22 protein-coding genes and 3 pseudogenes are annotated in these 23,881 nt (G+C 68.7%); 13 read left to right on the plus strand and 12 right to left on the minus strand.

Annotation, left to right across the window (positions count from 1 at the left end; genetic code table 11):
• Positions 1-609 precede the first annotated feature (609 nt).
• Both AAC944_RS00875 and AAC944_RS00880 read right to left on the minus strand, forming a co-directional pair.
• The gene (locus AAC944_RS00875) at positions 610-1,353 is read right to left on the minus strand and encodes a 3-keto-5-aminohexanoate cleavage protein (RefSeq protein ID WP_030608049.1); all 744 of its coding nucleotides are present in this window, start codon (positions 1,351-1,353) and stop codon (positions 610-612) included.
• A 96-nt stretch (positions 1,354-1,449) separates the two neighbouring features.
• Entirely contained in the window at positions 1,450-1,836 is a 387-nt protein-coding gene (locus AAC944_RS00880) for a nuclear transport factor 2 family protein (protein ID WP_030608046.1), read from the minus strand.
• Positions 1,837-2,057: 221 nt separating this feature from the next.
• Between AAC944_RS00880 and AAC944_RS00885 the strand changes: the two genes are divergently transcribed.
• Complete coding sequence (locus AAC944_RS00885) at positions 2,058-2,717, plus strand: TetR/AcrR family transcriptional regulator (protein WP_368396746.1); 660 nt, start codon at positions 2,058-2,060, stop codon at positions 2,715-2,717.
• A gap of 615 nt (positions 2,718-3,332) precedes the next feature.
• Here the strand turns inward: AAC944_RS00885 and AAC944_RS00890 are convergent.
• The 4 genes from AAC944_RS00890 to AAC944_RS00905 form a co-directional block, all read right to left on the minus strand.
• On the minus strand, positions 3,333-3,893 hold the full coding sequence (locus AAC944_RS00890; RefSeq protein WP_030608040.1) for a cysteine hydrolase family protein: 561 nt from the start codon (positions 3,891-3,893) through the stop codon (positions 3,333-3,335).
• Between the two features lie 776 nt (positions 3,894-4,669).
• Positions 4,670-5,758 (minus strand): SDR family NAD(P)-dependent oxidoreductase, encoded by a 1,089-nt coding sequence (locus AAC944_RS00895; protein WP_196942732.1) that lies wholly within the window; start codon positions 5,756-5,758, stop codon positions 4,670-4,672.
• Positions 5,759-5,817: 59 nt separating this feature from the next.
• The gene (locus tag AAC944_RS00900) at positions 5,818-6,330 is read right to left on the minus strand and encodes a MarR family winged helix-turn-helix transcriptional regulator (RefSeq protein ID WP_051871345.1); all 513 of its coding nucleotides are present in this window, start codon (positions 6,328-6,330) and stop codon (positions 5,818-5,820) included.
• Positions 6,331-7,268: 938 nt separating this feature from the next.
• Positions 7,269-7,850 carry a TetR/AcrR family transcriptional regulator gene (locus AAC944_RS00905; protein WP_051871344.1) on the minus strand — a complete coding sequence of 194 codons (582 nt, stop codon included), beginning with the start codon at positions 7,848-7,850 and terminating at the stop codon, positions 7,269-7,271.
• A 91-nt stretch (positions 7,851-7,941) separates the two neighbouring features.
• On the opposite strand from AAC944_RS00905, the gene AAC944_RS00910 reads away from it, so the two are divergent.
• From AAC944_RS00910 to AAC944_RS00920, 3 genes are all read left to right on the plus strand, one after another.
• A complete protein-coding gene (locus AAC944_RS00910) occupies positions 7,942-8,727 on the plus strand; it encodes an SDR family NAD(P)-dependent oxidoreductase (protein WP_030608030.1) in 786 nt (261 codons plus the stop codon).
• Positions 8,728-9,301: 574 nt separating this feature from the next.
• The gene (locus tag AAC944_RS00915) at positions 9,302-9,628 is read left to right on the plus strand and encodes a hypothetical protein (RefSeq protein WP_196942730.1); all 327 of its coding nucleotides are present in this window, start codon (positions 9,302-9,304) and stop codon (positions 9,626-9,628) included.
• A gap of 144 nt (positions 9,629-9,772) precedes the next feature.
• Entirely contained in the window at positions 9,773-9,943 is a 171-nt protein-coding gene (locus tag AAC944_RS00920) for a hypothetical protein (RefSeq protein WP_196942728.1), read from the plus strand.
• Positions 9,944-10,260: 317 nt separating this feature from the next.
• Here AAC944_RS00920 and AAC944_RS00925 read toward each other — a convergent pair whose 3' ends face one another.
• Complete coding sequence (locus tag AAC944_RS00925; RefSeq protein ID WP_030608027.1) at positions 10,261-10,839, minus strand: TetR/AcrR family transcriptional regulator; 579 nt, start codon at positions 10,837-10,839, stop codon at positions 10,261-10,263.
• 105 nt (positions 10,840-10,944) lie between these two features.
• On the opposite strand from AAC944_RS00925, the gene AAC944_RS00930 reads away from it, so the two are divergent.
• The 3 genes from AAC944_RS00930 to AAC944_RS00940 are packed head-to-tail and all read left to right on the plus strand — an operon-like array spanning position 10,945 to position 13,514.
• Positions 10,945-11,856, plus strand: a complete 912-nt coding sequence (locus AAC944_RS00930; RefSeq protein ID WP_030608023.1) for an SDR family oxidoreductase — start codon at positions 10,945-10,947, stop codon at positions 11,854-11,856.
• Between the two features lie 24 nt (positions 11,857-11,880).
• Positions 11,881-12,762 carry an SDR family oxidoreductase gene (locus AAC944_RS00935; protein ID WP_030608020.1) on the plus strand — a complete coding sequence of 294 codons (882 nt, stop codon included), beginning with the start codon at positions 11,881-11,883 and terminating at the stop codon, positions 12,760-12,762.
• A gap of 8 nt (positions 12,763-12,770) precedes the next feature.
• Positions 12,771-13,514 (plus strand): SDR family oxidoreductase, encoded by a 744-nt coding sequence (locus tag AAC944_RS00940; protein ID WP_030608017.1) that lies wholly within the window; start codon positions 12,771-12,773, stop codon positions 13,512-13,514.
• Between the two features lie 10 nt (positions 13,515-13,524).
• On the opposite strand, the pseudogene AAC944_RS00945 reads toward AAC944_RS00940, so the two are convergent.
• Positions 13,525-13,614 (minus strand): annotated as a pseudogene (locus tag AAC944_RS00945) ((2Fe-2S)-binding protein); the annotation flags it as partial.
• A 112-nt stretch (positions 13,615-13,726) separates the two neighbouring features.
• On the opposite strand from AAC944_RS00945, the pseudogene AAC944_RS00950 reads away from it, so the two are divergent.
• Positions 13,727-14,089: pseudogene (locus tag AAC944_RS00950) on the plus strand (transposase); the annotation flags it as partial.
• A 127-nt stretch (positions 14,090-14,216) separates the two neighbouring features.
• On the opposite strand, the gene AAC944_RS00955 reads toward AAC944_RS00950, so the two are convergent.
• From AAC944_RS00955 to AAC944_RS00965, 3 genes and pseudogenes are all read right to left on the minus strand, one after another.
• Positions 14,217-15,206 carry a S66 peptidase family protein gene (locus AAC944_RS00955; RefSeq protein WP_030608013.1) on the minus strand — a complete coding sequence of 330 codons (990 nt, stop codon included), beginning with the start codon at positions 15,204-15,206 and terminating at the stop codon, positions 14,217-14,219.
• A gap of 304 nt (positions 15,207-15,510) precedes the next feature.
• Positions 15,511-16,137 carry a 3-oxoacid CoA-transferase subunit B gene (locus tag AAC944_RS00960; protein ID WP_030608011.1) on the minus strand — a complete coding sequence of 209 codons (627 nt, stop codon included), beginning with the start codon at positions 16,135-16,137 and terminating at the stop codon, positions 15,511-15,513.
• Positions 16,138-16,358: 221 nt separating this feature from the next.
• A pseudogene (locus AAC944_RS00965) lies at positions 16,359-17,120 on the minus strand (CoA transferase subunit A); the annotation flags it as partial.
• Positions 17,121-17,252: 132 nt separating this feature from the next.
• Here AAC944_RS00965 and AAC944_RS00970 point away from each other — a divergent pair.
• The 5 genes from AAC944_RS00970 (at position 17,253) to AAC944_RS00990 (ending at position 21,832) form a co-directional block, all read left to right on the plus strand.
• Entirely contained in the window at positions 17,253-18,023 is a 771-nt protein-coding gene (locus AAC944_RS00970) for an IclR family transcriptional regulator (protein ID WP_030608007.1), read from the plus strand.
• Between the two features lie 202 nt (positions 18,024-18,225).
• Positions 18,226-19,728 (plus strand): GAF domain-containing protein, encoded by a 1,503-nt coding sequence (locus AAC944_RS00975; RefSeq protein ID WP_051871343.1) that lies wholly within the window; start codon positions 18,226-18,228, stop codon positions 19,726-19,728.
• A 5-nt stretch (positions 19,729-19,733) separates the two neighbouring features.
• Positions 19,734-20,105, plus strand: a complete 372-nt coding sequence (locus AAC944_RS00980; protein WP_051871342.1) for a PucR family transcriptional regulator — start codon at positions 19,734-19,736, stop codon at positions 20,103-20,105.
• Positions 20,106-20,165: 60 nt separating this feature from the next.
• Positions 20,166-20,996, plus strand: a complete 831-nt coding sequence (locus tag AAC944_RS00985; RefSeq protein WP_051871384.1) for a 3-hydroxybutyrate dehydrogenase — start codon at positions 20,166-20,168, stop codon at positions 20,994-20,996.
• 56 nt (positions 20,997-21,052) lie between these two features.
• On the plus strand, positions 21,053-21,832 hold the full coding sequence (locus tag AAC944_RS00990) for an alpha/beta fold hydrolase (protein ID WP_368396747.1): 780 nt from the start codon (positions 21,053-21,055) through the stop codon (positions 21,830-21,832).
• A 187-nt stretch (positions 21,833-22,019) separates the two neighbouring features.
• Here the strand turns inward: AAC944_RS00990 and AAC944_RS00995 are convergent, their stop codons facing one another.
• Positions 22,020-23,879 (minus strand): sigma-54-dependent Fis family transcriptional regulator, encoded by a 1,860-nt coding sequence (locus AAC944_RS00995; protein WP_051871341.1) that lies wholly within the window; start codon positions 23,877-23,879, stop codon positions 22,020-22,022.
• Between the last annotated feature and the right edge of the window lie 2 nt (positions 23,880-23,881).

Below are 23,881 nucleotides of genomic sequence, written 5' to 3' on the forward strand. Positions count from 1 at the left end.
CATCACCACATCGGTGATCGTGACCAATCGTCCCCCGCTCCGGCCCCTGACGCCTCTCCGATTCACCCCAACGCCACGAATCCCCCTGCGCACCTTGCGGCGTGGCTCGCTTTGCCGAAGGCCCGAAGCCCACTCGCCTCCGTACCCCCGGCACCGGCAATCGGGTGACCGACGAAACACCGGACTCCCTGCCCACCTGCCACCGAGGCGCAGCCCCACGACGATGCGGCCGGCTGCAGCGATTCCGGCTCGCCTGTGCCGCGACTGCCCGTGCGCGGTGCGCCCCGACCGCGGTGGAGGGGCGAAGAGCTGTCGCAGTGCGGAAGGCACGGACGCGCGATGTGTGGCCCCTCAACCGGCGGGGGCCCGGAGGACACTCGAAGGCGCGCGTTGCTCAACCACACGTTGACCCAAGACATTAAGCGGGCGGCGCTCAGGGGAAGCAAACAACTGTCTCCGCGCTGTTAACAACCAACAGTTGTGCAGGGAGCCGGTGCGGGTGGCCGACGTGGATCTCACCGCCGTACGCACCTACGTCACGATCGTCGACACGGGACAGTTCCAGGAAGCAGCCATCGCCCTCGCGGTCACCCAGCTTCGCCTGCCCTTCTACTGCCCTCCGGCTGCCTGGGCTGCCTGGAGCCGGCGCGCGGCCCGTACGAGCGTGGCGTTGTCGGCTGCGAGGGAGCCGTCGGGCAGGGTCAGCACGTCCTCCAGGCCGATCCTCGTATCCAGCCCCAGCCGGGCGGCCGCCCGCAGTACCGGCCATGCCCCACCGTCTTCCCCATGCAGCAACATCGGAGTCGGCCGAACCCCACCCAGGCTCAACTCCGCCACCAGCGCAGCGGCAGTACGGTCGGCCGTAGCCGCGTCGGTGTCGGTGACTTCAGCGAGCACACGCAGCACCCGCCCAGGAAACGGTGAGGCGTGGAACCGGCGTGCCGCCTGCGTCCCCGAATAGATCCCTGCTTCGACACCGACTCCGCGCTCCAAGAGCGCCTCGGCCACCCGCTCGGCGCCGTCCTCGTGCCAGTTCACCGACGCATGGTCGGGCAGCGTGGTCCAAGAGCGCACCAGCGCCGCGCGTTCTGCCGGGTCCGGGACAGCCCACGCCCCGGTCGTCACCCCGATCCGTACACCGCACGGGACCGCGCCACGCACCGCGGTGACCGCCTGCGCGACCGTCTGCGGTGCGAGCGAATCGAGCCCCTCGGCGTCCTTCGGATGAAGGTGAATGTCTTCGGCCCCAGCGGCTACGGCCCGCGCGGCCTCCGCGGCCAGCTCGCTCGGCGAGATGGGCAGAGACCGGTGCTCCTCGCGTGTTCGCGCCCCGTTCAGACATACCTGCAGCATGGCCGCGACTATGCCAGCCACCACCGACAACGCCAGCGCGAACGCCTACGGCGTTGCCTGTGCGGGCGTCAGTGCCCACCAGTGGGCCAGTAGGGCTCAGACGAAGAAGGCATTCATGCCGGGGACGTCGGACAGGTAGGTCTCGATACTCGCGATCTTGCCGTCGCGCAGCCGGCAGACGGTGGACAGGTACTCGTCCAGTCGGACCTCGCCCCGGCGGGCGGTGTTGTGCAGGGAAAGGGCCATGTTCTCGCGGCTGACCAGAATGTGCAGCAGCTCGAAGTCGAGACCGTAGGAAGCAATTTTCTTCGCTCGCTCCACGACCGCATCGGCGCCTTCCGCCGTACCGGAGATGGTGTTGTCACCAGGAAGCGTCCAGGTGACGTCGTCGGTGAGCAGTGTCCGGATGCCGTCCCAGTCACCGGCGGCAAGGAAGGCGTAGAAGTTCCTGCCGAGCTCGTGGGCGGCTTCGTACTGGGGCATGGTTCCTCCTCAGGTCATAGGACTCAGGTCATGGAGCTCAGGTCATAGAGCTCAGGCCAGGGGCCACAGGCCACAGGTAGCACTTAAAGCAATGACCTCTGCTTTAAGCAGACTAGAGGGGTGCACCACTAAAGCACAAGTCTTTGCTTTAAGGTGGGAGGGTGTCCGCTAAAAGCAAAGACAGCCGCCCCGGCGGCCGGAGCGCCCGTGTACGCACTGCCGTGTACCAGGCGACGGTCGACCTGGTGCACGAAATCGGCGCCGACAAGGTGACCATCCCCGCGGTGGCGCGCCGCGCCGGCGTCAATCCCAGCTCGGTCTACCGCCGTTGGGGGACATCTTCTGCCCTCTTGGCGGACGTGGCCGCCCAGCGCAGGGAAGAGGCGAAGCCGGAACTGCTCGGTGATCTGCGAGAGGACCTCGAGCGGGCGGCGGTGTGGACTCTTACCGATCTGTCCCGGCCTGGAGGCGTGGCGTTCTTCCGTGCCGAAGTGGCACCGGACGTGGACGACCGCAGGGCCGGATTGCGCGAGTGCTTGCAACGGGTCAGCGCCCGGTTCCAGGCCGCTCTGGACGCCGCGGCCCGGCGAGGCGAGACGACACCCTCGCTGGAACGGGTGCTGGACCGCGTGGTCGCTCCTCTCTATTTCCGGGTGGTCTTCTCAATTCCAGGTACGAACGAGGAGTACGCACGAGCTCTGGTCACCGAGCTGTGCGGCTCAGAACCTGCCGCTCCTCGGGCTCCGGGCACCGACACGGATACGGATACGGGCACGGGCACGAGGACGACCACAGGCACGAGCACGGGCACGAGCACGAGGACGACCACAGGCACAGGCACAGGCACGGGCACGGGCACGGGTCAGCCCGCTGACGAGTAACCTCGCGCTGTTCACCTCGCCGGCCGCCCGTTACGGCGACGACCTCGCGATCATCTGGCCCGGCTCACCACCCCGACGTCGACACCGGGGCGACCGGCCACAACGGCTACCACGCCATGGCCTCCTCCATGGCCTCCTCCATGATCACCGGCCACTGGACCGAGGACGCTTACCAGCACGTCGGGAAATGGGTCCTGACCTCCTCCAATCCCGGCCGGCAAGATCCCTGACGGGCTCACCCGCGCCGAGGCCAACCGAATCGCCCGGGACGTGCAAGGCACAGCCGATGTCATGGCCACCACCGGCACCGAGTTCTTCCCCCGCGACGTCCGCCCTCCACCTCCAGCAGGTCCTGCACGACTCCCCCTGCTCGGAGGCTGAGCACCCGCTCCATCCGATCCGTCACACGAATGCCCGGCTGACCGTGCGGAGCGGGCGACGGGGCACTGGGCTGGGGATGCGGGGCGCAGGCCGCCTGTCACCGACACGCAGCGGGCGGACCCGTCTCGCCGGCCCTGCCCTGCTGCAGACGCCCGAAGTCGCAGCCGGGTGGGGCCGCAGCCACGCGGTGCGACGCCCCGGTCAACCTGAACACCGGCAGCAGGGGCAATTCCGCTATAGAGGTGTGATCGCCTTGACCCACTCGTCGACGCTGACGACATCCGCCCACTGCGGGAACAGTCGCTCGATGAGGACCCTGTGTACCTCCGGGTCGGTGTCCAGGCAGGCGTCGGAGAGGACGGTGAGGCCGAAGTCCAGGTCGTTCGCCTGGCACAGGGTGGACAGCACCACAGCGCTGGTGGCGATGCCGGTGAGCACGAGACTGTCGATACCGCGTGCCCTCAACACCACATCGAGGTCGCTACCCGAGAACGCGCTCGCCCGCCTTTTGGTGACCACCACGTCGCCCGGCCGGGGCGCGATCTCGGGGTGGATCTCGGTGCCTGGGGCGCCCTCGACGTAGAGACCGGCCTGTGCGATGGCGGCGAGTGCCCTGTTGCGCGTACCGGCTTCCGGGAAGCCGGGACGTAGCGCGATGACCACGTAGATCACGGGAATGTCCGCCGCCCGGGCCCCGTCGATCGCCCTGCGCAGGCGTGGCAGATATCCGGAGCCGTCGTCGGCGATGTCCACGATGGCCCGTTGGACGTCCATCACGAGAAGGGCGCTGCTCATACCGTCTCCTGTCGTCTTCAGGAACGAACTCAATTGGGTGTGGCTCCTCTCGAGGGGCGGCTCCCCCTGTGTGACCCGCGGATCGGAGTGCTCTCAAGTGATCGCGCCGGCCACCGGGGCGGCCGGCGCGAAGACCTACGGCCTCCACGTTGTCGATCTTCATGCGGAGCGCGAGCGTAACCTGCGGAGTTCCGGCAGCATCTCCGCGCCCCAGGTGTCACACCATGGGAACAGAAAGCCCTGGGGAAGGCAGGGGCCGACTGATAGCCGACTGCTGCGGCGATCGACTCGACCGGGTCTTGGGTCTTATGCAGGCGAACCGTCGCTAGGTGACCAGGCTCTGCCCGATGGCTGCCGGAAACCGGCGCGGGACAGGGTCGCCTGGAAAACGCCGAGAGCGAAAGCCAGCGTTGAGGGGGCCAACCGGATCACCCCCCCGTATACCTCCGAGCATCCCCGTCAGTGGGGCCAACTCAAGCCGGAAAGTGGAGCCACTATCAGCCGATAAAGCCAGTACATCGTCGTGGACGCGTACGACGACGAGATCGAGGCGGCTACCGCCTACCTGCGGGACCGGGCGCTGAACGACTGCAGTCCGCTGACAGTAAGCAGCTACGGCACGGGCCTTGTCCGTTGCGCCCCGGCATCACGCCACCAAGTCACTACATCAGCCACGCTGAAAACGCCTTGCACAGGATTGTTTCGGTGGGACAAGCGGAAGGGCCCGTCAGGTAGGTGACGGGCCCTTAGGGAAGATTGAGGCGGAGGAAGGGTGGTCAGCTGTTGATTCTGTTCCAGATTTCACCGTAAGCGGCGAGTTCGCTGAAACCTCCGTCGACCGGCAAGTCGATTCCGGTCACGAAGCTGGAGTCATCGCTTGCGAGGAAGAGTGCGGCCGAAGCCATCTCATCCGCGTCTGCCGCACGGCCGAGGGCAGTCATGCTTACGAGATTCTTGAACAGGGTGCTTCCCGAATCCATCATCGGGGTGTCGACCACGCCGGGGTGCATGGCATTGACCCGAATCCCCTTCGCGGCGAGATCGATGGCTGCGGACTTGGTCATCCCACGTACTCCCCACTTGGAGGAGGAGTATGCGGCGACCGGATGACCCATGATGCCTGCCGTGGACCCGATATTGATGATGCTTCCGCCGCCTGTTCGCTCCATCAACGGCGCGCAGGCCTGCATACCGAGGAACTGTCCCGTCAGATTGACGTCGAGGATGGTGTCCCACGCCTCGCGCGAAGTGGCGGTGAGTGAATGGCGGACGTTGGTCCCGGCGTTGTTGACGAGGATGTCGAGGTGGCCCGCCTCCGCTTCGATGTCACTGATCACCCGGTCCCATTGCACGGGGTCGGTGACATCGAGCACTTTGAAGTGAGCCTTGCCCCCAGCCCTGCGGATTTCCTGCGCAACCTTTTCGCCCTGCTCGGCGAGGAGATCGCACAGGTAGACGGTCGCGCCCTCGCGGGCGAACCGGCGTGCTTCGGCCTCGCCCTGGCCGCGGGCGCCTCCGGTGATGAGCGCGACCTTGCCTGCGAGCCGTGCACTCCCGCCGGGCGCCATGCGTCTGCGGTGCTCGCCGTCTGCTGCGGACGACTCCTGAACCGTGTCCACGGGATCGAGGAGGAGTGTCTCCACCCGTTCGATCTGCGACATGTCAAAGCCTGCCATGTCGCGCCGGAATCCTTCACTTTGCATGTAGTCGCGGATGACCGCGCGAGGATCGTCTCCGTCCTGGAAGCTGACCAGGGCAACGACGGCCTTGGGGTTGCCAGGCACCCGGGAGAACCCGTGTGTCACGACGTTGAACTCGGCCAGCGTCGCTATGTGAGCCTCCCACCGTGCCAGGTAATCAGGCACGGCGCACTCTGATGACAGATGGTACGTACGCTTTTGGTAAACAGACACTCTGTTTTCCTTTACCGCTCGCCCTGCTGGGCAGGGAGGGCTTCTCCTTGCAGCCGGTGTACGGGCCCGTCCTCACCGAGATCGCTCAGCATTAGGTGAAGGTGAGCGTTGGCCTGATCCAGATGCGTGCGGTCAACAGGGGCGAGCAGTCGCTCAATACTCGCGTTGACACGAAGAGTCGCCTCACGCGCCAACGCCATTCCCTTACCTGTGATGCGGATCATGCGGCCTCGCCGGTCCGAGGGCTCAGATTGCCGTTCGACGTATTCCTCACGCTGCAGTCGACGAAGGATGTTGCTCAGGCCGCCTGTGGTCAGCAGCAGGCCTTCCGAAAGCTCCCGCGGGCGAAGGCCGTCGGACTGCGCCGCGAGTGCGACGAGGACGTCGAACTCTGCGCGCGACAGGTGGCAGCTGCCCGCGGCCGACACGACGACCCTGTCCAGCAGCGAGTGCAGCCGTCCGATGTGCTGGGCGAACTCGACGACGGGGCCGGGGGGCGGCGGTACCTCGATGGGATCGAACACTCTTCGAGATTAACGCATCGAGAAAGCTTTCTCAATGCATGCGTGTGCAACCAATGTGACCGCGCGATGCCACGCCCTCGCAACCGGGGGGCGGTTTCCAGGCCCTTGCCCCTTCCCCGCCAGACGGTGAGGTGGGTCCGAGCAGACCTCAGCGCGCGTCGGACAGGGCCCTGAGGCACGGGCGTTGCCGCGTCATCGTTCGGCAGCAGGGCCGAGAGCTACACCGTTGCAGGGTGCGGAAGGGCGCACATCGCAACAGACCGAGGCACGGCTTCTATGGTCGAACAGCCGCGGCGGCGTCCTCCAGCCTCAACGACTCATGCCGATCCGCCGCCCGAGCCGCATGGGACAATCGCAACCGGTCTTGTGGGCAGGCCAAGACGTTCGACCTTTTCACCCAACGAGCAGCGGCAAGCGGCCCATTGATGCGGGCGTCGGCCTCCGCGCTCCACGTCACGGCCGCGGGCCAGGAAGCCACCATGGGGGGCGGCCCGCCGCATCTCCCTCCCACTCACGATGATCGCGCGGCCTGGGAAGACGCCGCGATCTTCCACCAACTCATACGCATCACGTCCGAGGACGCCCCCGCACCGCGCTCCTGGACACCCGTGCTCTGGTCCGCCCCGGCCACCACGGCCGCTTGTCGCCGCCCTTGCGCCCGACTGGCATCCCGGCCGGGCGACCGGGCTCGACGGCACGGTCTGGCCTAACGGGGTTGCACCGTATGGGCACTGCACACACCGCTAACTTCGAGGACGCCATACGCGCGGCAACCGACCGCGGCGGGGACACAGACAGCGTCGTCGCCGTGGCCAGAGGCCTTGTGGGGTGTGCTACGGACGTGCAGGCCGCGTCGCCCGCAGGCACGCTTCCCGTGGCCCCACGTGCCCGGACGCCCCTGCGGCCTGCTCTGGTTTCGGCCTTCTGCCACACTCCTTTCAGCCCGCGAACCCGGTCGCCCAGGAGTGGGCCGCCCTCGCAGCGACTGCCTCGGGCCGGGTTTCTCGAACGACGTGCCCGAGCCCGCCGCCGACGGCGAGCGCGGCGACGCCGTGGGCGATCGACCACAGTTCGGCAGCGCGCTCGGCTGGGAGTTCCTCGTTTGTGAACGGTGCGAGGGCAGCCTTGAGGAGCGCCTGGACGCGCTCGGTCTGCCGCAACAGTTCCGGGTGTGCGGACTTGTCGAGCCCGGCAGCGAACATCACCTCAAAACGGGCCGGATCCTCCTGCGCGAAGACGACGTAGGCCGCGGCAATCTGCGCCGCCCGCGCCGCGAGCCCCGGTTCCAGATCGAGGCCGGCGCAGCGCTGCTCCAGAGCGAGGAAGCCCGCCCGCGCCGCAGCGGCAAGCATCGCGTCACGGTCGGGGAAGTGCCGGTACGGTGCCGCGCTCGACACCCCGGCCCGCCGCGCCGCCTCGGCGACGCTGAAGCCTCGCGCGCCGCGCTCGCGGACCAGCTCCATGGTCGCCGCGAGCAGGGCGTTGCGCAGATCGCCGTGGTGGTAACCGTCGCGCGGCATGCCGCCTCCCGATGTTGCCGTCTCTTACATTCGCTCCTACGATAGATGTAAGAGCCTCTAACATTGAGAGGCCGTCTCAGGAGGGGACCTCATGCAGTACTCCCAGACCACCGCGCTCATCACCGGGGCCAGCTCCGGCATCGGCGCCGAGTTCGCCCGACAGCTCGCCAGGCGCGGCGCCGACCTCGTCCTCGTAGCCCGCCGGGCGGACGCCCTCCAGGCGCTCGCGCGCGAGATCCGCGCCGACACGGGTCGCACGGTCGAGACCATGACCGCGGATCTCGCGGCGGAGCGCGGCGGCCGCCTCCTCGGCGAGCGCATCCTCGAGCAGGGGATCCGGGTGGACACCGTCGTCAACTGCGCCGGAGTGGGTCTCACCAAGGCCTTCGAGGATTCCAGCGAGTCAGAGCTGCGCGGGCAGCTGCGTCTCGACGTCGAGGCGCTTGTCGAGCTCTGCCACGCCCTCCTGCCACAACTGCGTGAGTCCGGCCGCGGTGCGCTGGTGAACATCGGAAGCCTGACCGGGTATCTGCCGGTCCCCGGCATGGCGGTGTACGCCGCTGCCAAGGCGTTCGTGGTGCGGTTCACCGAGGCACTGGCGCACGAATTGCGCGGAGCCGGGCTCACCGTGCTCGCCGTCTCGCCGGGCCCGACACGCACCGGCTTCTACGCCGCATCCGGCACGGACGGCACGGGGACACGCTTTCAGTCCGCCGAGGAGGTCGTCGCCGCCGCGCTTCGGGCGCTCGACCGCCGCCGGCCGCCCGTCAGCATCATCGCGGGCCGCGCGAACCGCTGGACGCGCCGCATCCTCGGTCTGCTCCCGACGCGCGTCGTGCTGCGTCTCGCGGAATCAAGGCCAGCCACAGCGGCCTGACCGCGACCGCCGGGAGCGGGGCGGCCCGGGAGTCTGCTGCTCGTCGTCGTGGGCACGTTTCTCGTCGCTGGCGTTGCGGCCGCTGGCTGGCATGGCCCCCCAGCTCTGCAAAGCCTGTCGTGGGCGTTGTCGGCACCCTTGGCGGGGGCGGCCGCCGTGCTGGCGCCTGTGGTAGAGGCTACCGGCTGAAGAACATCGCGGGCGGACATACGACGGGCTCATCCCGTTCCCGCCAGGGTTCGCCCGCATGGAGCCCGCCGGGTGGTGGTTGTTCGGTGGTCTGCTGCCGCCGCGTCGGCGGCTTCCGTGGCGCTTCGGCGGCTGATGCTGTCGGACGGCTACCGCGTACGGGGGGGCGTCCCTGGGGAGCCCGGCTTCGATGCCGAACTCGCCCGCGTCCGCGCTGAGCTTGACGCGCCCAGCGACCAGCTCACCTTCGCAGCGCGCTGGGAGATCCTGGCAGCGCTCAGTGAACCCGTCGGCACGGCCTTCGAACTGGAGACGGCTGCGTTCCATCGGCCGGCCCCCACCGCGACGACCGCACCGCTCTTCTTCGCCGCGATCCAACGCCTCCGTGACCGCACGAAACGCGGAAGCCGGGGGAAACCCGTCCACGGCCCGCTGCTGGCGAACCTTCACCCTCAGCAGTCGCCACCCGCTGCTGGACACCTTTACGCCCCATCATCCCGAGCGCGTCGTCGAAGTACCCGTCGGCGACGGAGCGGGCGAGCACGAGATCGAGGGCCTCGTCGCCTCCGCATCCGCCTACACAATTCCCGTGCTGGTACGGGCTCGAGAAGGCTCCGCCCTGCACGACGCGACCTGGGGGCACATCACCGAGGACGACTACGCCGACCCACTTGAAGCAATGCTCGCGCGTACACTCCTCGGTCGACCGTAGACGCGTCCGCGAAATCCCGGATGACTCGCTGAGGATGGCGCGCACGCTCGTGGCCCCGCACTGCACCGGACGGGACGCCGCAATCGACGAACTGGCCAGCCCCATGGCGCGCGAGCCCTCTCGTTTATCAGCAGGGACCGGCATATGGACGACGACGCGGCGCGCGCTGCCGGCGACACGGCTCTGTCCACGCAGCAGGCGGCCGCGCTTTTGATCGGGCCGCCCTTCTTTTTGGTTCTGTCCGGGCACGACGTGAGCGACATCGACACCAAGGCTCTCGCGGACCACTTCATGCACGTTCTGGGTTCACCCTGAGCCGCACAGGCAACGGCAGCACCACCGGCAGCGTTCTCTCGCCCTGCCTCGGGCGTCTGCCAAATGCGCTCCCTGGGTTCCGGCTGCGGAGCCCTCGGCTCGCAAGAAAGTGATACCAGGACGGATTCTGCCGTTGTTCGTGATCTACGCCGGGCCGGTGGCTGCGACCACGTTCTCCGGCCCCCCGGCGGCTGAAGGGTGCCCCCGCGAACTGACAGTCTCCGCAACCGATGTGCCGCCCCGGCCGTTCTGCTAGCGGGACAGCCCCCCTGGACAACGGCCTTGCCCGACCGCGGCGCAAGCAGCCGTCTGCACCGTCACGCGGCGCCCCTGTCTGTGACGGAACGGAGCGATGAGAGCGCTTCATCGATCAGGCCGCGCAGCGGCCGCCTCTCTCCGGGCTGAATCCAGCGCTGCTCAGCCACCTGCTGAATGAGCATGCCGGCCCCTGCCGCCAGGAGCGCGGTGTCCGCGTCGAGGCCGCGGTCACGAAGGGCTTGGGCCATGGCGGCGGTAAGGGCCGCGCGTTTGGCTTCTTCCCGCTCCTGGAGCTCGGGGGTGGCCTCGATGATCGTCCGCCTGGGCGCGGCCGGCTCGCGGAATTCCTCCAGCACCTCGTCGGCGGCGGCACGCAGGGCCCGCACAACCATGTCGATGGGCCGCAGGTCGGCGGGGCTGGCGTGGATTTCACGGGCCAGGACCTGCTTCTGGGTTTCGGAGGTGCGGCCGAAGAGGACTTCGCGCTTGCTGGAGAAGTGGTTGAAGAAGGTGCGCTCGCTCAGGCCGGCGCGTGCAGCGATCTGCGCGACCGTCGTCTGGTCGTAGCCCTGCTCTGTGAAGAGGTCGAGGGCTGCATCGTGCAGGCGTCCTACGGCATTCGGCTCCCATCGCGGCATGCCCCCAAGATAGCGATTGCACTGACTGAAGTCACACCCTATGGTGATTGCAGGCACTGAAATAGCGGGGCTTGCGGCACATGGAGCCCCAGGAGGAGCTTGACCATGCGTGTTTTCCTCACCGGCGCGTCCGGGCACATCGCCTCCGCCCTTATCCCGGAGTTGAACGGCGCGGGTCACTCTGTCGTCGGCCTCGTCCGTTCCGATCAGGGTGCGGTGAAGGTCGAGAGTTTGGGCGCCGAGGTGCTCCGGGGTGATCTCTCAGACCTTGATGGCCTTGCGGCCGCGGCAGCGAAGGCCGACGGCGTCGTCCATCTCGCCTTCGACCACCAGCGTCAGAGCGGTGGTGACCTCGAAGGAGCGGTGAGTGCCGATCTCGCCGCCGTGCAGGTGATGGGCGCGGCACTCGCCGGATCGGGTAAACCCTTCGTGGGGACGAACGCGACCGGCGGCATTGCCTTGGCAGGCTTCCGCGGCGTCCTCACGGAGGACACCTCGCTGGCTGGCGGGCTCCGCATCGACGCGGAAAACGTAGTCCTCGCCCTGGCTGAACAGGACGTGCGTGCGTCCGTGGTGCGCCTGCCTCCCGCCGTGCACGGCAACGGCAGGTACGGCTTCGTCTCCGGGCTCATCGAGACCGCACGGGCCGCCGGCAGCGCCGGATACCTGGGTGATGGGGGCAACCGATGGGGCGCCACCGCACTGGAAGACGCCAGCCGCGCCTACCGCCTTGCTCTTGAGTCAGCCACGGCCGGATCGCGCATCCACGCCGTCGCGGAGGCGGGCATTGCACTGCGCGACATCGCCGAGACCATCGGGCATCGGCTCGGCGTGCCCACCGCGGCGGTCACCGCCGAAGAGGCTGCGACGCGTTTCGGCTTCCTCGCCCCCTTCGTGAGCATGGACAACCCGGTTTCCAGCCGCAGCACGCGCGAGACGCTCGGCTGGGCTCCCAGCCGCCCCGGACTGATAGCCGCCTTGGAAAACGACCCCCTCCTCACGCCGTCACCCCGCTGAGAATCACAGAGAAAGCAGGAAAACATGTCCACCGTCCTGATCACCGGTGCAGGAACAGGCATAGGCAACCTCACCGCGCGGGCACTGGCCCGCGCCGGACACCGCGTCTACGCGAGCATGAGGGACACGGCCTCAGATCGAGCCGAGGAACTGCGCAGGCTCGCCACGGACGAACGCATCGACCTGCGCCCGATCGTCCTCGACGTCCAGTCCGAAGACTCCGCTCAGCAGGCGGTCGATACCATCCTTGAGGAAACCGGAGACCTAAACGTCGTCGTCCAGAACGCCGGCCACCTCGCCACCGGATACGTCGAGGCGTTCACCGCCGAGGACATCGCCCACCTCTTCGACGTCAACGTACTGGGCGCGCAGCGCGTCAACCGGGCGGTCCTTCCGCACTTCCGCGCGCGACGGTCCGGGACCCTTCTCTACGTCGGCAGCACCTCCGTACTCGACGTGCCCCCCTTCCTCGGCCCCTACGTCGCATCCAAGGCCGCCTTCGACGTGATGGCGCAGGCCACCCGTTACGAAGTCGCCCCGCTCGGCATCGAGTCCGTCATCGTGATGCCCGGCCCGTTCACCCGCGGTACCAACCACTTCCCGAACGCCAGCCGCGCCAGCGATGCGGCAGTGACCGAGGGTTACGCCGAACTGGAACCGTTCGTCGCACGGAATCTGCAGGCGACCAACAGCCTGTTCCCCGAGGGCGTCGACCCCGACCCGGTAGCGGTCGCAGACGAGATCACTCGCGTCCTCGCCCTGCCCTACGGGACACGTCCGTTCCGCACCGTGGTGGACTTCACCCGCTTCAGCGTGGACGACATCAACGAACTCAGCGCCTCCCACATCCGCCGGGCCATGCACCACATGGGCTACGAGCGGCTCCTCACCGTCGCACAGAGCTGAAGGACACCATGCACATCACTGGAAACACCCTCTTCATCCCCGGCGCCACCAGCGGTATCGGGCTCGCCCTGGCCCGGCGCTTCAAGGACCGCGGGAACACGGTCGTCATCGGTGGACGTCGCACCGAACTCCTGGAGGAGCTACGGGGAGAGGGATTCGGCGCCGTCCACATCGATACCGCAGACCCGAAGAGCATCACCCGGGCCGCCACTCAGGTGATCGCCGAGTATCCGGACCTTGACACCCTCATCAACATGGCGGGAATCATGGTTGCCGAGGATTGGCACACGGCCAAGGACTTCCTCTCCGTTGCCGAGGACACGGTCAACGTCAATCTTCTCGGCCCCATCCGGCTGATCGCCGCCTTCACCGAACAGCTTCAAAGCCGCCCCGCCGCAACCATCATCAACGTCTCCTCCGGCCTCGCCTCCGTCCCCCTGGCCCGCACAGCCACATACTCCGCGACCAAGGCCGCGATCCACGCCCTCTCCGAGGCAATCCGCGTCCAGTACGCCGACACATCCGTCCAGGTCATCGAGCTGGTGCCGCCAGTGGTCCGCACGGGCCTCGCCGACACCGCCCGCAACCCGCGCGCAATACCGCTCGATGACTTCGCAGACAACGTCATCGCGCTACTTGAGAGCCAGCCCGAAGCCCACGAGATCCTTGTTGACCAGGTCAAACTCCAGCGCTACGCCGAGCGGCGCGGGGACTACGAAAAGGTTTTCGGGCTTATCAACGGGCAGCAGTGACGCCCCCGGCACCCGGGCAGGCCACCGCGAGGACCAGGCACGAGACGGCCCTGCGGCCGTCGACGAGCACCGTGCAGGCACCGCACTGGCCCTGGTCGCAGCTTGGATGGACCGGCTCGCCCAGTACGCCATGGCGAAGGCGGGCCTCGCGGACGCGCTGCGCGAGGCGACGACCGCCCGCGGCGCCTTCAAGAGCGCGGTGTCGCTGACCGGGCGGCAGCCGCAACGACGTCACCCAGCTGCTGCCCCTGCTCGACAAGATCCCGTCCGTCGCGGGCCGGGTCGGCAGGCCGCGTCGGCGACCGGATGCTCTGCTGGCCGACCGCGGCTACGACCACGACATCTACCGCCGCCGGCTCTGTCAGCGCGGCATCCGGCCCGTGATCGCACGGCGGGGCGAGCCGCACGGCACCGGCCTGGGTACCTTCCGCTACGTCATCGAACGCACGATCGCCTGACTCCACGGCTTCCGCCGCCTGCGCATTCGTTGGGAACCACTCGACGACATCCCCGAAGCATTCCTCGGACTCGCCGTCTACGTGATCACCCACCGCTACGTCCAACGGCTTTGTTAGGGGTTGTATGGCCCGGCGATCTTTAGGAGGATTGGGAGAGCCAGTGCGTCGGGCCTGACGGTGCGGCGGGAAAAGCGGAGCACGACGGGTCGCATCCCTCCAAGCCTGCGCCACCATCCGCCAGGACTCAGCCTTCCGCTACCACTGGCTCAATCAGGGACAGCGTCTGGTTGTCCGCGTCCACGTGTGCGCGGACGCCAATGGGCAGCGGCAGGTTCGGCGAGGTATGACCGAAGTCGACCTGTGCGAGAACCGGGATGTCACGTCGGCCCAGCACATCGAGTACCACGTCGCGTAGATCTGCGCGCTGTCCTCTGCTCTCGTGAGGCGTGACCTCGGTCGGGATGCCCACCACCATGCCGACGATCCGGTCCAGCACACCGGCCAGCCGCAAGGTGTGCAGGTCATTCCAGATCCGCGAGACCGGCCGCTGCAGTTCCTCCCAGAACAGTACGGCGCCTTCGAATTGCTCGGTAGCTGGCGCGAATGGTGTCGCCTGCAGCAGGATCAGGCGGTTCAGCAGACCGCCGAACAGTGGTCCCTGCGCGCTGCCCGATCGCCACGTCTCCCAGGCCTCCTTCGCCGGCAGCTCACCCGGCGCCCCGGCCCTGGTGAGCACCCGGGTGTAGAGGTCGACGAGTTCGGCGCGCCGAGTCTCGTCGCCCAGCGTGTACCAATCGCCACCGAAACCGTGGGTGGCGATGTCGGCATGGAAGCCGACGAGGCCGGTTCGGGCGTACAACGCCATATGCAGCAGCGAGATATCGCTGTAGCCGATGATCGGCTTTGGGTCGGCCCGGATCGCGTCCAAATCGATCAGATCGAGATAGCCGATGGTCGCCTGTCCACCGGTATGCGCGACGATGGCCCGCACCTCCGGGTCCCGGAGCAGCGCATTGAGTTCGTCGGCCTGCTCCTGCGGTGTGCCCGATGCCCACCAGCGGTTCCGCGCCGGGTTGACCATCGCGCTGACCTGTACCCGAAAGCCCATCCGCTCGAGTATCGCCACACCGCGGGCAAGCAGCGGTTCCTCACCCGGCTCGAGCTGGCCCGAGGGCGCCGTGACGACCACCAGGTCGCCGGGGCGCAGCGCACGGGGCCGAAGGATCGCAGGCATTGGGTCCTCTTTCATGTTGATCAACGATCGCGACCAACAAGGACCGTGCCGCCGATATTCCGTCTCACCGGCGTGATCATGCTTTGCAACCCCGACTGCCCACGGGCCGCCTCCACGTAGTCAACTCAGGGCGCCAGGTGCTCGTGACGGGTTGGTCGCCCCCCAGTACTGCGGCCGGCATACCAAGAAGGATCTGCTCCAGGAGCTCACGCGGAGACGGGCCACCGGCGTAGCTCCCCCCTCGGCCTGCACTCGCAGGAAGGGTGCCGTCGCAATGACCGGATGCACTGCGGGACGCGGGTGTTTATCGGATCGGGGGTTCGGTCTTGGCTCGAACTTCGTCTTCGGTGACGCCAGGAGCGAGTTCGATAAGACGTAGACCGTATGGGGTGATGTCGAGTACGCAGAGGTCGGTGATGATGCGCTGGACGACTCCGCGGCCGGTGTAGGGCAGTGAGCACTCTTCTACGATCTTGTAACTGCCGTCGCGGGCGACGTGTTCCATGAGGACGACGACCTTTTTCGCACCATGGACCAGGTCCATCGCGCCGCCCATGCCCTTTACCATCTTGCCGGGGATCATCCAATTTGCGATGTCGCCGCGAGCCGAGACCTGCATGGCGCCGAGGATGGCGGCGTGAATCTTGCCTGCGCGGATCATTCCGAAGCTGGTTGCGGAGTCGAAGAAGCTGGCGCCCTGGCGGACAGTCACGGTCTCCTTGCCCGCGTTGATCAGATCGGGGTCGATGTCGTCCTCGGCGGGGTATGCACCAGTGCCGAGGATGCCGTTCTCGCTTTGCAGCACAAGCTCGACGTCGTCGGGCACATAGTTGGGGACGAGGGTGGGCAGCCCGATGCCGAGGTTGACGTAGTCGCCGTCGGTGAGCTCCGTCGCGGCCCGGGCGGCCATCTGCTCACGGGTCCAAGCCATCAGAGATCTCCCTTGTTGCTTTTGGTAGGCGCTATGGCGCGGGGCGCGCGCTGCGATCGCGAACCGGTGCTGAGGATTGATGCCGCCCCCTCTTGGGGCCGACCGGTCAGCGGAAGCAATGCCGTTCGTGTGGCCGAGGAAGACGATCCTGGGCCGGCGGGCGGCAGCCAGAGTTTGTCATCGAAGCCCGCCGTGTCAGGCCCCGGCAGCGCGAGCGGGGCGCGTACGGTCCGTTTCTCGATCCGCTTGTCGGCGGCCTGTTCCGGGGTGAGCGGGAGGACGCGGTGGACGTAGACGCCGGGCAGGTGAACGTCGTTCGGCAGGATCTCGCCGGGTTCGACCAGACGCTCGACCTCGGCGATCGTGATTCGTCCCGCCATCGCGGCGAGCGGGTTGAAGTTGCGCGCAGCATCCTTGAAGACGAGGTTGCCGTGGCGGTCGCCCTTCCAAGCACGAACCAGGCCGAAGTCGGCCGTGATGGCCTCCTCCAGTACGAAGTCCTGCTCGCCGTCCCTGGTTTTGAAGGTCATCGCCGGTTTCTGGGGTGACATCTTGACGATGTTCCCGGCGTCGTTGTAACGCCAGGGAAGGCCGCCGTCCGCGACGTGCGTGCCGACACCGGTGCGGGTGTAGAACGCGGCGATCCCGGAGCCGCCGGCGCGCATCCGCTCGGCAAGCGTGCCCTGCGGGGTGAGTTCGACCTCGAGTTCGCCGGCGAGGTACTGGCGGGCGAACTCCTTGTTCTCCCCGACGTAGGAGGCCACCACGCGCCGCAGTCGCCCGGCGGAGAGCAGCAGGCCCAGTCCCCAGTCGTCGACGCCGGCGTTGTTGGAGACCACTTCGAGATCGGTGGGACCGGCATCGTGGAGTGCCTGGATGAGTACGGAGGGGATGCCGCACAGGCCGAATCCGCCGACGGTCAGTGTGGCGCCGTCCGGAATATCGGCCACGGCCGCGGCAGCAGAGTGGATCACCTTGTCCATGCCGTCCAGTCCACTGCCATGCCGGAGGGGTGGTCAATGAGTGAGCGTGCATCCTGGCCTTATTGCTCACTGCCTGAGCGCAGCGGGACGGCACGCGTCCATTGAATGAACGCAGCACGCTACGCTGTCACCATGCCGGAGGGACCCAGCGTCACGCGCCGCATCGGCGCCGTCTTGCGCGCCCTCGCGGGCCGGGAACCGGCCGGCTCGACTACGACCGGCCTGGCCGCCTTGGTTGACCTGCCGCGGCCCACTGTTCATCGGCTGCTGACCGCTCTGGAGGCCGAGGGGATGGTCGAGCGCGACGGCGCCACCGCTGCCTGGCATCTAGGGCCTGAGTGTTTCCTGCTGGGCGCCGCGGCGACCGCTCGCCACGACATCGCGCCCGTCGCACGCAGCTCGGTCCTGCGTCTCGCCGACGAGACGCAGGAGAGCGCCTTCTTCTCCGTACGACGCGGCGAGGAGACGGTGTGCCTGCTGCGCGAGGACGGCAGCTTCCCTATCCGGTCCCACGTGCTCCACGAGGGCATCCGGTTCCCCCTCGGCGTCGCGTCCGCCGGACTGGCGATCCTTGCGTTCCTCCCCGAAGGGGACCGCTCCGCCTACCTGCGCTCGCTGCCGGCCTCCACGCCGCTGCCTGACGGGCACTCGGCGGCCGAGCTCGAAGCGCGCGTCGAGGAGACCCGCCGACGCGGCTTCGCCGTCAACCCCGGGTTGATCGTCCCCGGCAGCTGGGGGATCGGCGCGGCCGTATTCAACCGCCAGGGCGAGCCGCGTTGGGCGCTGAGCATCACCGGCATCGAGCAGCGGCTGGCCCCGCCGCGACAGGCCGAGTTGGGCGCCCTGCTGATGCGGGAGGCCCACGTGCTCTCTACGCGGATGGCCGGCCCGGCCCGCGGCTGACCCGGCCCGGTTCCTGCGCCGTACGATGCGGGGCATCGCCGCCGGGAACGACGAGGTGCTGCGGCGACAACCGACGCTCCTTCGGCGCTGAACGCCGTGGCCGCCATCCTGCGGCCGACACCCTCAGCCGGGGCGCCTGACGGTGGGCGCCCAGGGCTGGCAGAACCCCGGCACTGCCCCGGAACTGACAGAATGACCTGTCGTGGACACCGCTGAGCGCCTCTTCGAGATGCTGCTCGCCAGTGCCGACCGGGCGGACTTCGACGCCCTCCTCGAGGCCGGCACGGCCGAGGCGTTGGCGGCCGGTCTGGGCGAGGGGGAGCTGGCCAAGCTGCGCCGCCAGCACTCGCTGGCACTGCGCGTGCGCGAGCAGATGGCCCACCAGGCCAGCCGGGAGTCGGAGCTGTCGGCGCTGAACCAGACCGCCATCGACCTCAACGAGATCCGCGACCTCGACCGGATCCTTACGGCGATCGTGCAACGAGCCCGGCGGCTGCTCGGTGCCGACATGACCTACCTCTCGCTCAACGACGAGGAACACGGGGCGTCGTATATGAAGGTCACCGACGGTGCCCTGACGCCGGAATTCCGGCGCTTGCGACTACCGCTCGGCACCGGCCTGCTCGGGCTGGTGGCCCAGGACGGGGCACCGTACTTCACCGACGACTACCAGGCGGACGCCCGCTTTTTGCACCAGGGCGACATCGACGAGGCGGTGGCCGCCGAGCAGATTCAGGCCATCCTGGGCGTCCCGCTCATCGGCGCCGGGCGGGTGATCGGCGCCCTGCTTGCGGTGCACCGCCGCGTACGTCCCTTCCCGCCGCGCGAAGTGGCGCTGCTCGGCGCGTTCGCCGCCCACGCGGCGGTGGCGCTGGAGAGCGCGCGGCTCTTCGGCGAGGCCCGCGAGGCGCTGGCCGCGCTGGACACCGCCAACGAGCGGCTGCAGGCACAAAACGATGAGATCGCCAGGGCCGCTGCCGCGCACGACCGGCTGACCCACGTCCTGACCGAGGGCGGCGCCCTGGAGAAGCTCGCCGCGGTGCTGGCGACGACGCTGGGCGCCGACGTCGAGGTGTACGGCGAGGCCGACCAACTGCTCGCCCCGACAGCGCGCTCCGCGGCCGCGGACGTACGCACCGCGACGGCCCTGGCGCGCAATGCCGCCGGCTGTGTGCGGGTCACCGAGGGCACCTGGGCCGCCCGAGCCGCTGCGGCCGGCGAGCATCTTGGCACCCTCGTGGCGATGCGCGGGCACGACCTGACGGTGGCGGAGCAGCGCACGCTGGAGCGGGGCGCGGAGGTGGCGGCCATCGTGCTGCTGCTGCGGCGCACTGAGTTGGAGGCCGTCGGCCGGGCCCGTGGCGAGCTGCTCACCGACCTGCTGGCGCGGGAGCGCCTCGACCCGGCGCGGCTGCGCGACCTGGCGCGCCGCCAGGGCGTCGACCTCGACGCGCGGCTCGCCATCGCGATCGCCCGGCCGGCCGATGAGGCGGACCCTGGCCACCGTGCGCGCCGGGCGGCAACCCTCGCGGCCGAGGCCGAGCGTGGTACCGGGACTGCGTCATCGTTCTGGCCCCGCTCGCACCCGGCGATCTCGGCCGGCTCGTCACCCGGCGCCTGCCAGGCGCCACGGTCGGGCTCGCTGTGTGCGGTCGCGGCGCGGAGGGGGTCTCGAAGGGCTGGCGGGAGGCCGACCAGACGCTAAAAGCGTTGGTCGCCCTCGGCCGTCACGGTGAGGTCTGTGCCGCCCCCGATCTCGGCCTCACCCGCCTGCTGCTGGGGCACAACGGCGGATCTGAGCTGGAGGAGTTCCTCACCCGGACGCTGGGACCGTTGCTGGAGCACGAGGCCAAGCGCGGCACGGAGCTGATCGAGACCCTGCAGCACTGGTTCGCAACCGGGGGTTCTCTGGCCGAGACGGCGACCCGGATGCACGTCCACCCCAACACCATCGGCCAGCGGCTCGACCGGGTCGGCCGGCTGCTCGGCGCCACCTGGCGCAACCCCGAACGCAGAGTGGAGGTGCAGATAGCGCTGCGCCTGCACGCCCTGCGCGAGGGTGGGATCGAACCCATGCAATGACGCTTGAATATGGTCTCGGGCACACAGTCAGCGCCGTACGTTCCCCCTACGCTCTCGGCCATGGGACCACTTCAGAACACCCCGGAACTCAAGGGCCGCGTCGCCGTTGTCACGGGCGCGGCCAGCGGCGTCGGACGCGCCATCGCCGGGCGGCTGGCCGCTGACGGAGCCCGCGTCATTGCCCTGGACCTCGACCGGGCGGGAGCCGAGCGCGTCGCCGAAGAGGTCGGCGGGGAAGCGCATGCCGTCGACCTCAGCGATCCCGCGGCGATCGAGGAACTCGGCCTGCGGGACCGTGCTGTCGACATCCTGGTCAACTGTGCGGGCATTCAGCACGTTGCTCCGGTGGAGGAGTTCGAACCCGCGCGGTTCGAGCTGATCCACCGGCTCATGCTGCACGCTCCGTTCCTGCTCGCACGCGCCGTCTTGCCGGGGATGTATGAGCGGCACTGGGGCCGGCTGGTGCACGTGACGTCCGCTCATGGCCATCGCGCGTCCGCCTTCAAGTCGGCGTACGTAAGCGCCAAGCACGGCCTTGAGGGTCTGTCGAAAGTCCTCGCGGTCGAGGGGGCCGAGCGGGGGGTCACCAGCAACACCGTCGCGCCGGGGTACGTGCGTACCCCCCTGGTCGAAGGCCAGATCGCCGATCAGGCAGTGCGCCACGGGGTGCCCGAGGACGAAGTGGTACGCGATGTGCTGCTGGCCCGCACACCCGTGAAGCGGCTGATCGACCCCGAGGAAGTCGCTGGTGTCGTGGGCTTCCTGTGCGGCCCCGGCACCGACTCGATCAACGGCGCCTCCTATGTCCTCGACGGCGGCTGGACCGCGACCTTAGAGCCCTGTCCGCACCCCACCCGACCCGTACTGGAGGAGACCGATGACCAGCAGTGACGTCAGCAACCCCGAGACCGGGACAACGATCGACGCGGGGGGGGATAGCCACGAACGTGCATGACGTTGCGCCGGCCCATGGCCGGCCGGCGGGCACCGTCCTGCTGCTGCACGGGTCCGGGCCCGGGGCCACGGCGTGGGGCACGTGGCGTCTCACGATCCCCGCCCTGGCGAGCAGCCTGCGTGTCGTGGCCCCCGACATCCCTGGCTTCGGTGACACCCAGCGACCCGCCGACGGGGTCTACACCCCGTCGCGCTGGGTCGAGCATTTGGTCGCGCTGCTCGACAGCCTTGGGCTGGAGCAGGTCAGCGTCGTGGGGAACAGCTTCGGCGGCGCGCTGGCCCTCCGCCTGGCCACCGAGCACCCCGACCGTGTCGACAGGCTCGCCCTCATGGGCAGTGCCGGACTCTCGTTCCCCGTCACGCGGAGCCTGGGGAAGGTGTGGGGCTACCGGCCGTCGTTCGAGGCCATGCGCGGCCTGGTCGACGTGCTCGCCTACGACACCCCCCTCGTCACCGACGACCTGTTACGGCTGCGCTTCGAGGCGTCCACCCGTCCGGGGCGGCAGGAGGCGTATGAGCAGATGTTCCCCCACCCCCACCAGGAGGTGCTGGATCGCCTGGCGGTGCCGGAAGAACTCATCGCCGCGCTGCCACATGAGACGCTCATAATCCATGGCCGCGAGGACGCTGTAATCCCGCTGAGTTCGGCTTTCCGGCTCCTGGAACTAATTGGGCGCGCCGAGTTGCACGTTTTCGGACGGTGCGGCCACTGGACGCAGCTCGAGCACCCAGAGCGCTATAATTTCGTTCTCTCCAGCTTTTTGAACCGCTAACCGGTGCGCGGTGCGGCGATATCAAGGATGGTTCCTTCAGATAATTCCGGTTCGGTCGGAGACCTCCCATAGATAGTGGGCGCAGCGGCATCGCACGGACTGCCTGCTGCCATCTCGTCACGCGCCAGGACAAACAGGGCGAGATCCGCGGGCGCGCAGCCGGGTGGCGTCAACCTGCCCCGTCGGATCAGTAGATGCTGGCTGAGAGGTCCAGACCCAGTGCGCGGATCTTGCGGTACAAGGTGGAGCGCGCGATGCCGAGCGCCAGTGCCGCCTGGTGCTTGTTGCCTCCCGCCTCTCGCAGCGCCCGCACGATCGCCTGCGCCTCGATCTGTTCCAGCGCGGCCAGTTGGCGTCGCGCGGCGCGCGCGACGTACTCCGGCGGGAGGTCGGCGGTGCTGATCCGTCCGGCGGAGCGGCCCGTGAGCGTACGCCGCACCAATGCCCGCAGGGAGGTCAGGTTGCCCGGCCAGTCGAGCCGGGTCAGTGCCTGCACCGCCTCCGGGGACCATGTGGCGGGTGTGCCGCCGCGTGCCGCCTCCGCGGAGAAGCGGGCCAGCAGGTCAGGGAAGTCGTCGAGGCGCTCGCGCAGCGCAGGGACCTCAAGGACCAGCTCGAAGGAGTCGAGCAGCGCGTTGTGGGCAGCCGGCTCGCCGGCAGCGCTGCGTGCGGTCGCCAGCAGCCGGGCTGGCGGGGTGCGCCGTACCGCGGCCAGGGTCGTGAGTGCGGCCGAGGGCGAGAGCGAGTCGGCGTGGCGTACGACCAGGGCGATGTCAGGGCCGCTGAGCTGGGAGGCCAACAGGTTGCGCCAGCCGTCCTCGCCGAGTGCGAGGGCCTCGGCGGCGTCGACGACGCGGACGTCTGGCAGGTCCTGCAGGGCCTGCGCCACCGCCAGGCGGCCCGTGCCGGGCTCGCCCAGCACGAGCACGGCCTCGGGGCCGTTGCGCAAGGACGCCGCGCGGCGGCAGAGCGCTCTCCACTTCTCGCTGTGCCCGACCAGACCTGGCAGCACGGCCGGAGCGTCGTGGACGGATGAAGCGGCGGGGGCAGATCTGGGGCTTTCTACCGAGGCCTCGGTGGCGGCTCCGCAGGCGCCCTGCGCGAGCTCGGGCGCCGGCCGCTGCGCACGGGGGGTGGGGTCCTTGCGCAAGATCAGGATGGCGCCAGCATCGGCGTCGTCATGGGCCAGGGGGCGGCAGTCCACCTTGAGCACCTGGCCGTCGGGCAGGGTCAGACTGCTCGGGCCGCGGTTGCGTTCGCGCAGGCTGCGCCGGGCGTGCTCCCACAGCAGGGTCTGGTCGACGCCGCCGAGCAAGCGGGCCGCCGCCGCGTTGGTGATGATGGTCGTGACGTCGAGAGCGACGATCGGGTGGCGTATGTCGCGGTTGTAGGTCGTGTAGGCCTCGAAGAGCCGTTGCCCGCGCTGCGAGGCGCGGAGCAGCAGCGCCTCCTCAATGGCCCTCGCCAGTTCCGTGACCCACGAGAGCATGAGCGGGGTGGTGTCGGCGAGGCGGCAGATGAGCGAGACACTGCCCAGCAGGGCCCGGCGCACTGGATGGAAGATCGGGGCGCTGGCGCAGCTGTACTGCTTGAACAGTTCCGAGAAGTGCTCCGGCCCCCGGATCAGTACCGGGCTGCCGGTGAGCAATGTGACCAGCCCGGTCGTGCCGACCGTGGACTCGTCCATCATGAACCCGGCTGCCACGCCCTTGGCGTCCAGGCCGGCGGCCATCGCGGGGTCGCGTACCCAGCGCCGCAGCAGCCGGCCCTCGCGGTCGGTGAGCACCAGAGCGCATGCGCTCTGGTCGAGTGCGGCGACGCGCTTCTCGACGATCGGGGTGACGGTACGCGTGAGATAGCCGTCGAACTCCACCTCGGTCAGCGGAACCGGAGAGGCGGCCTCGGGCGCCAGGCCTTGCAAGCGCGAGCGGCGCCATGACTCGTACACCGTGGGGTGCAGGTCCGCCGCTGCTCCGACCTGTGCGTCCAGTGCGTTGGAGAAGACATCGTCGCGCGCCCTGCTGGCGGTGCGCAGCCAGTCATTCATCC

The organism is Streptomyces sclerotialus (assembly GCF_040907265.1).
Classification (GTDB): Bacteria; Actinomycetota; Actinomycetes; order Streptomycetales; family Streptomycetaceae; genus Streptomyces; species Streptomyces sclerotialus.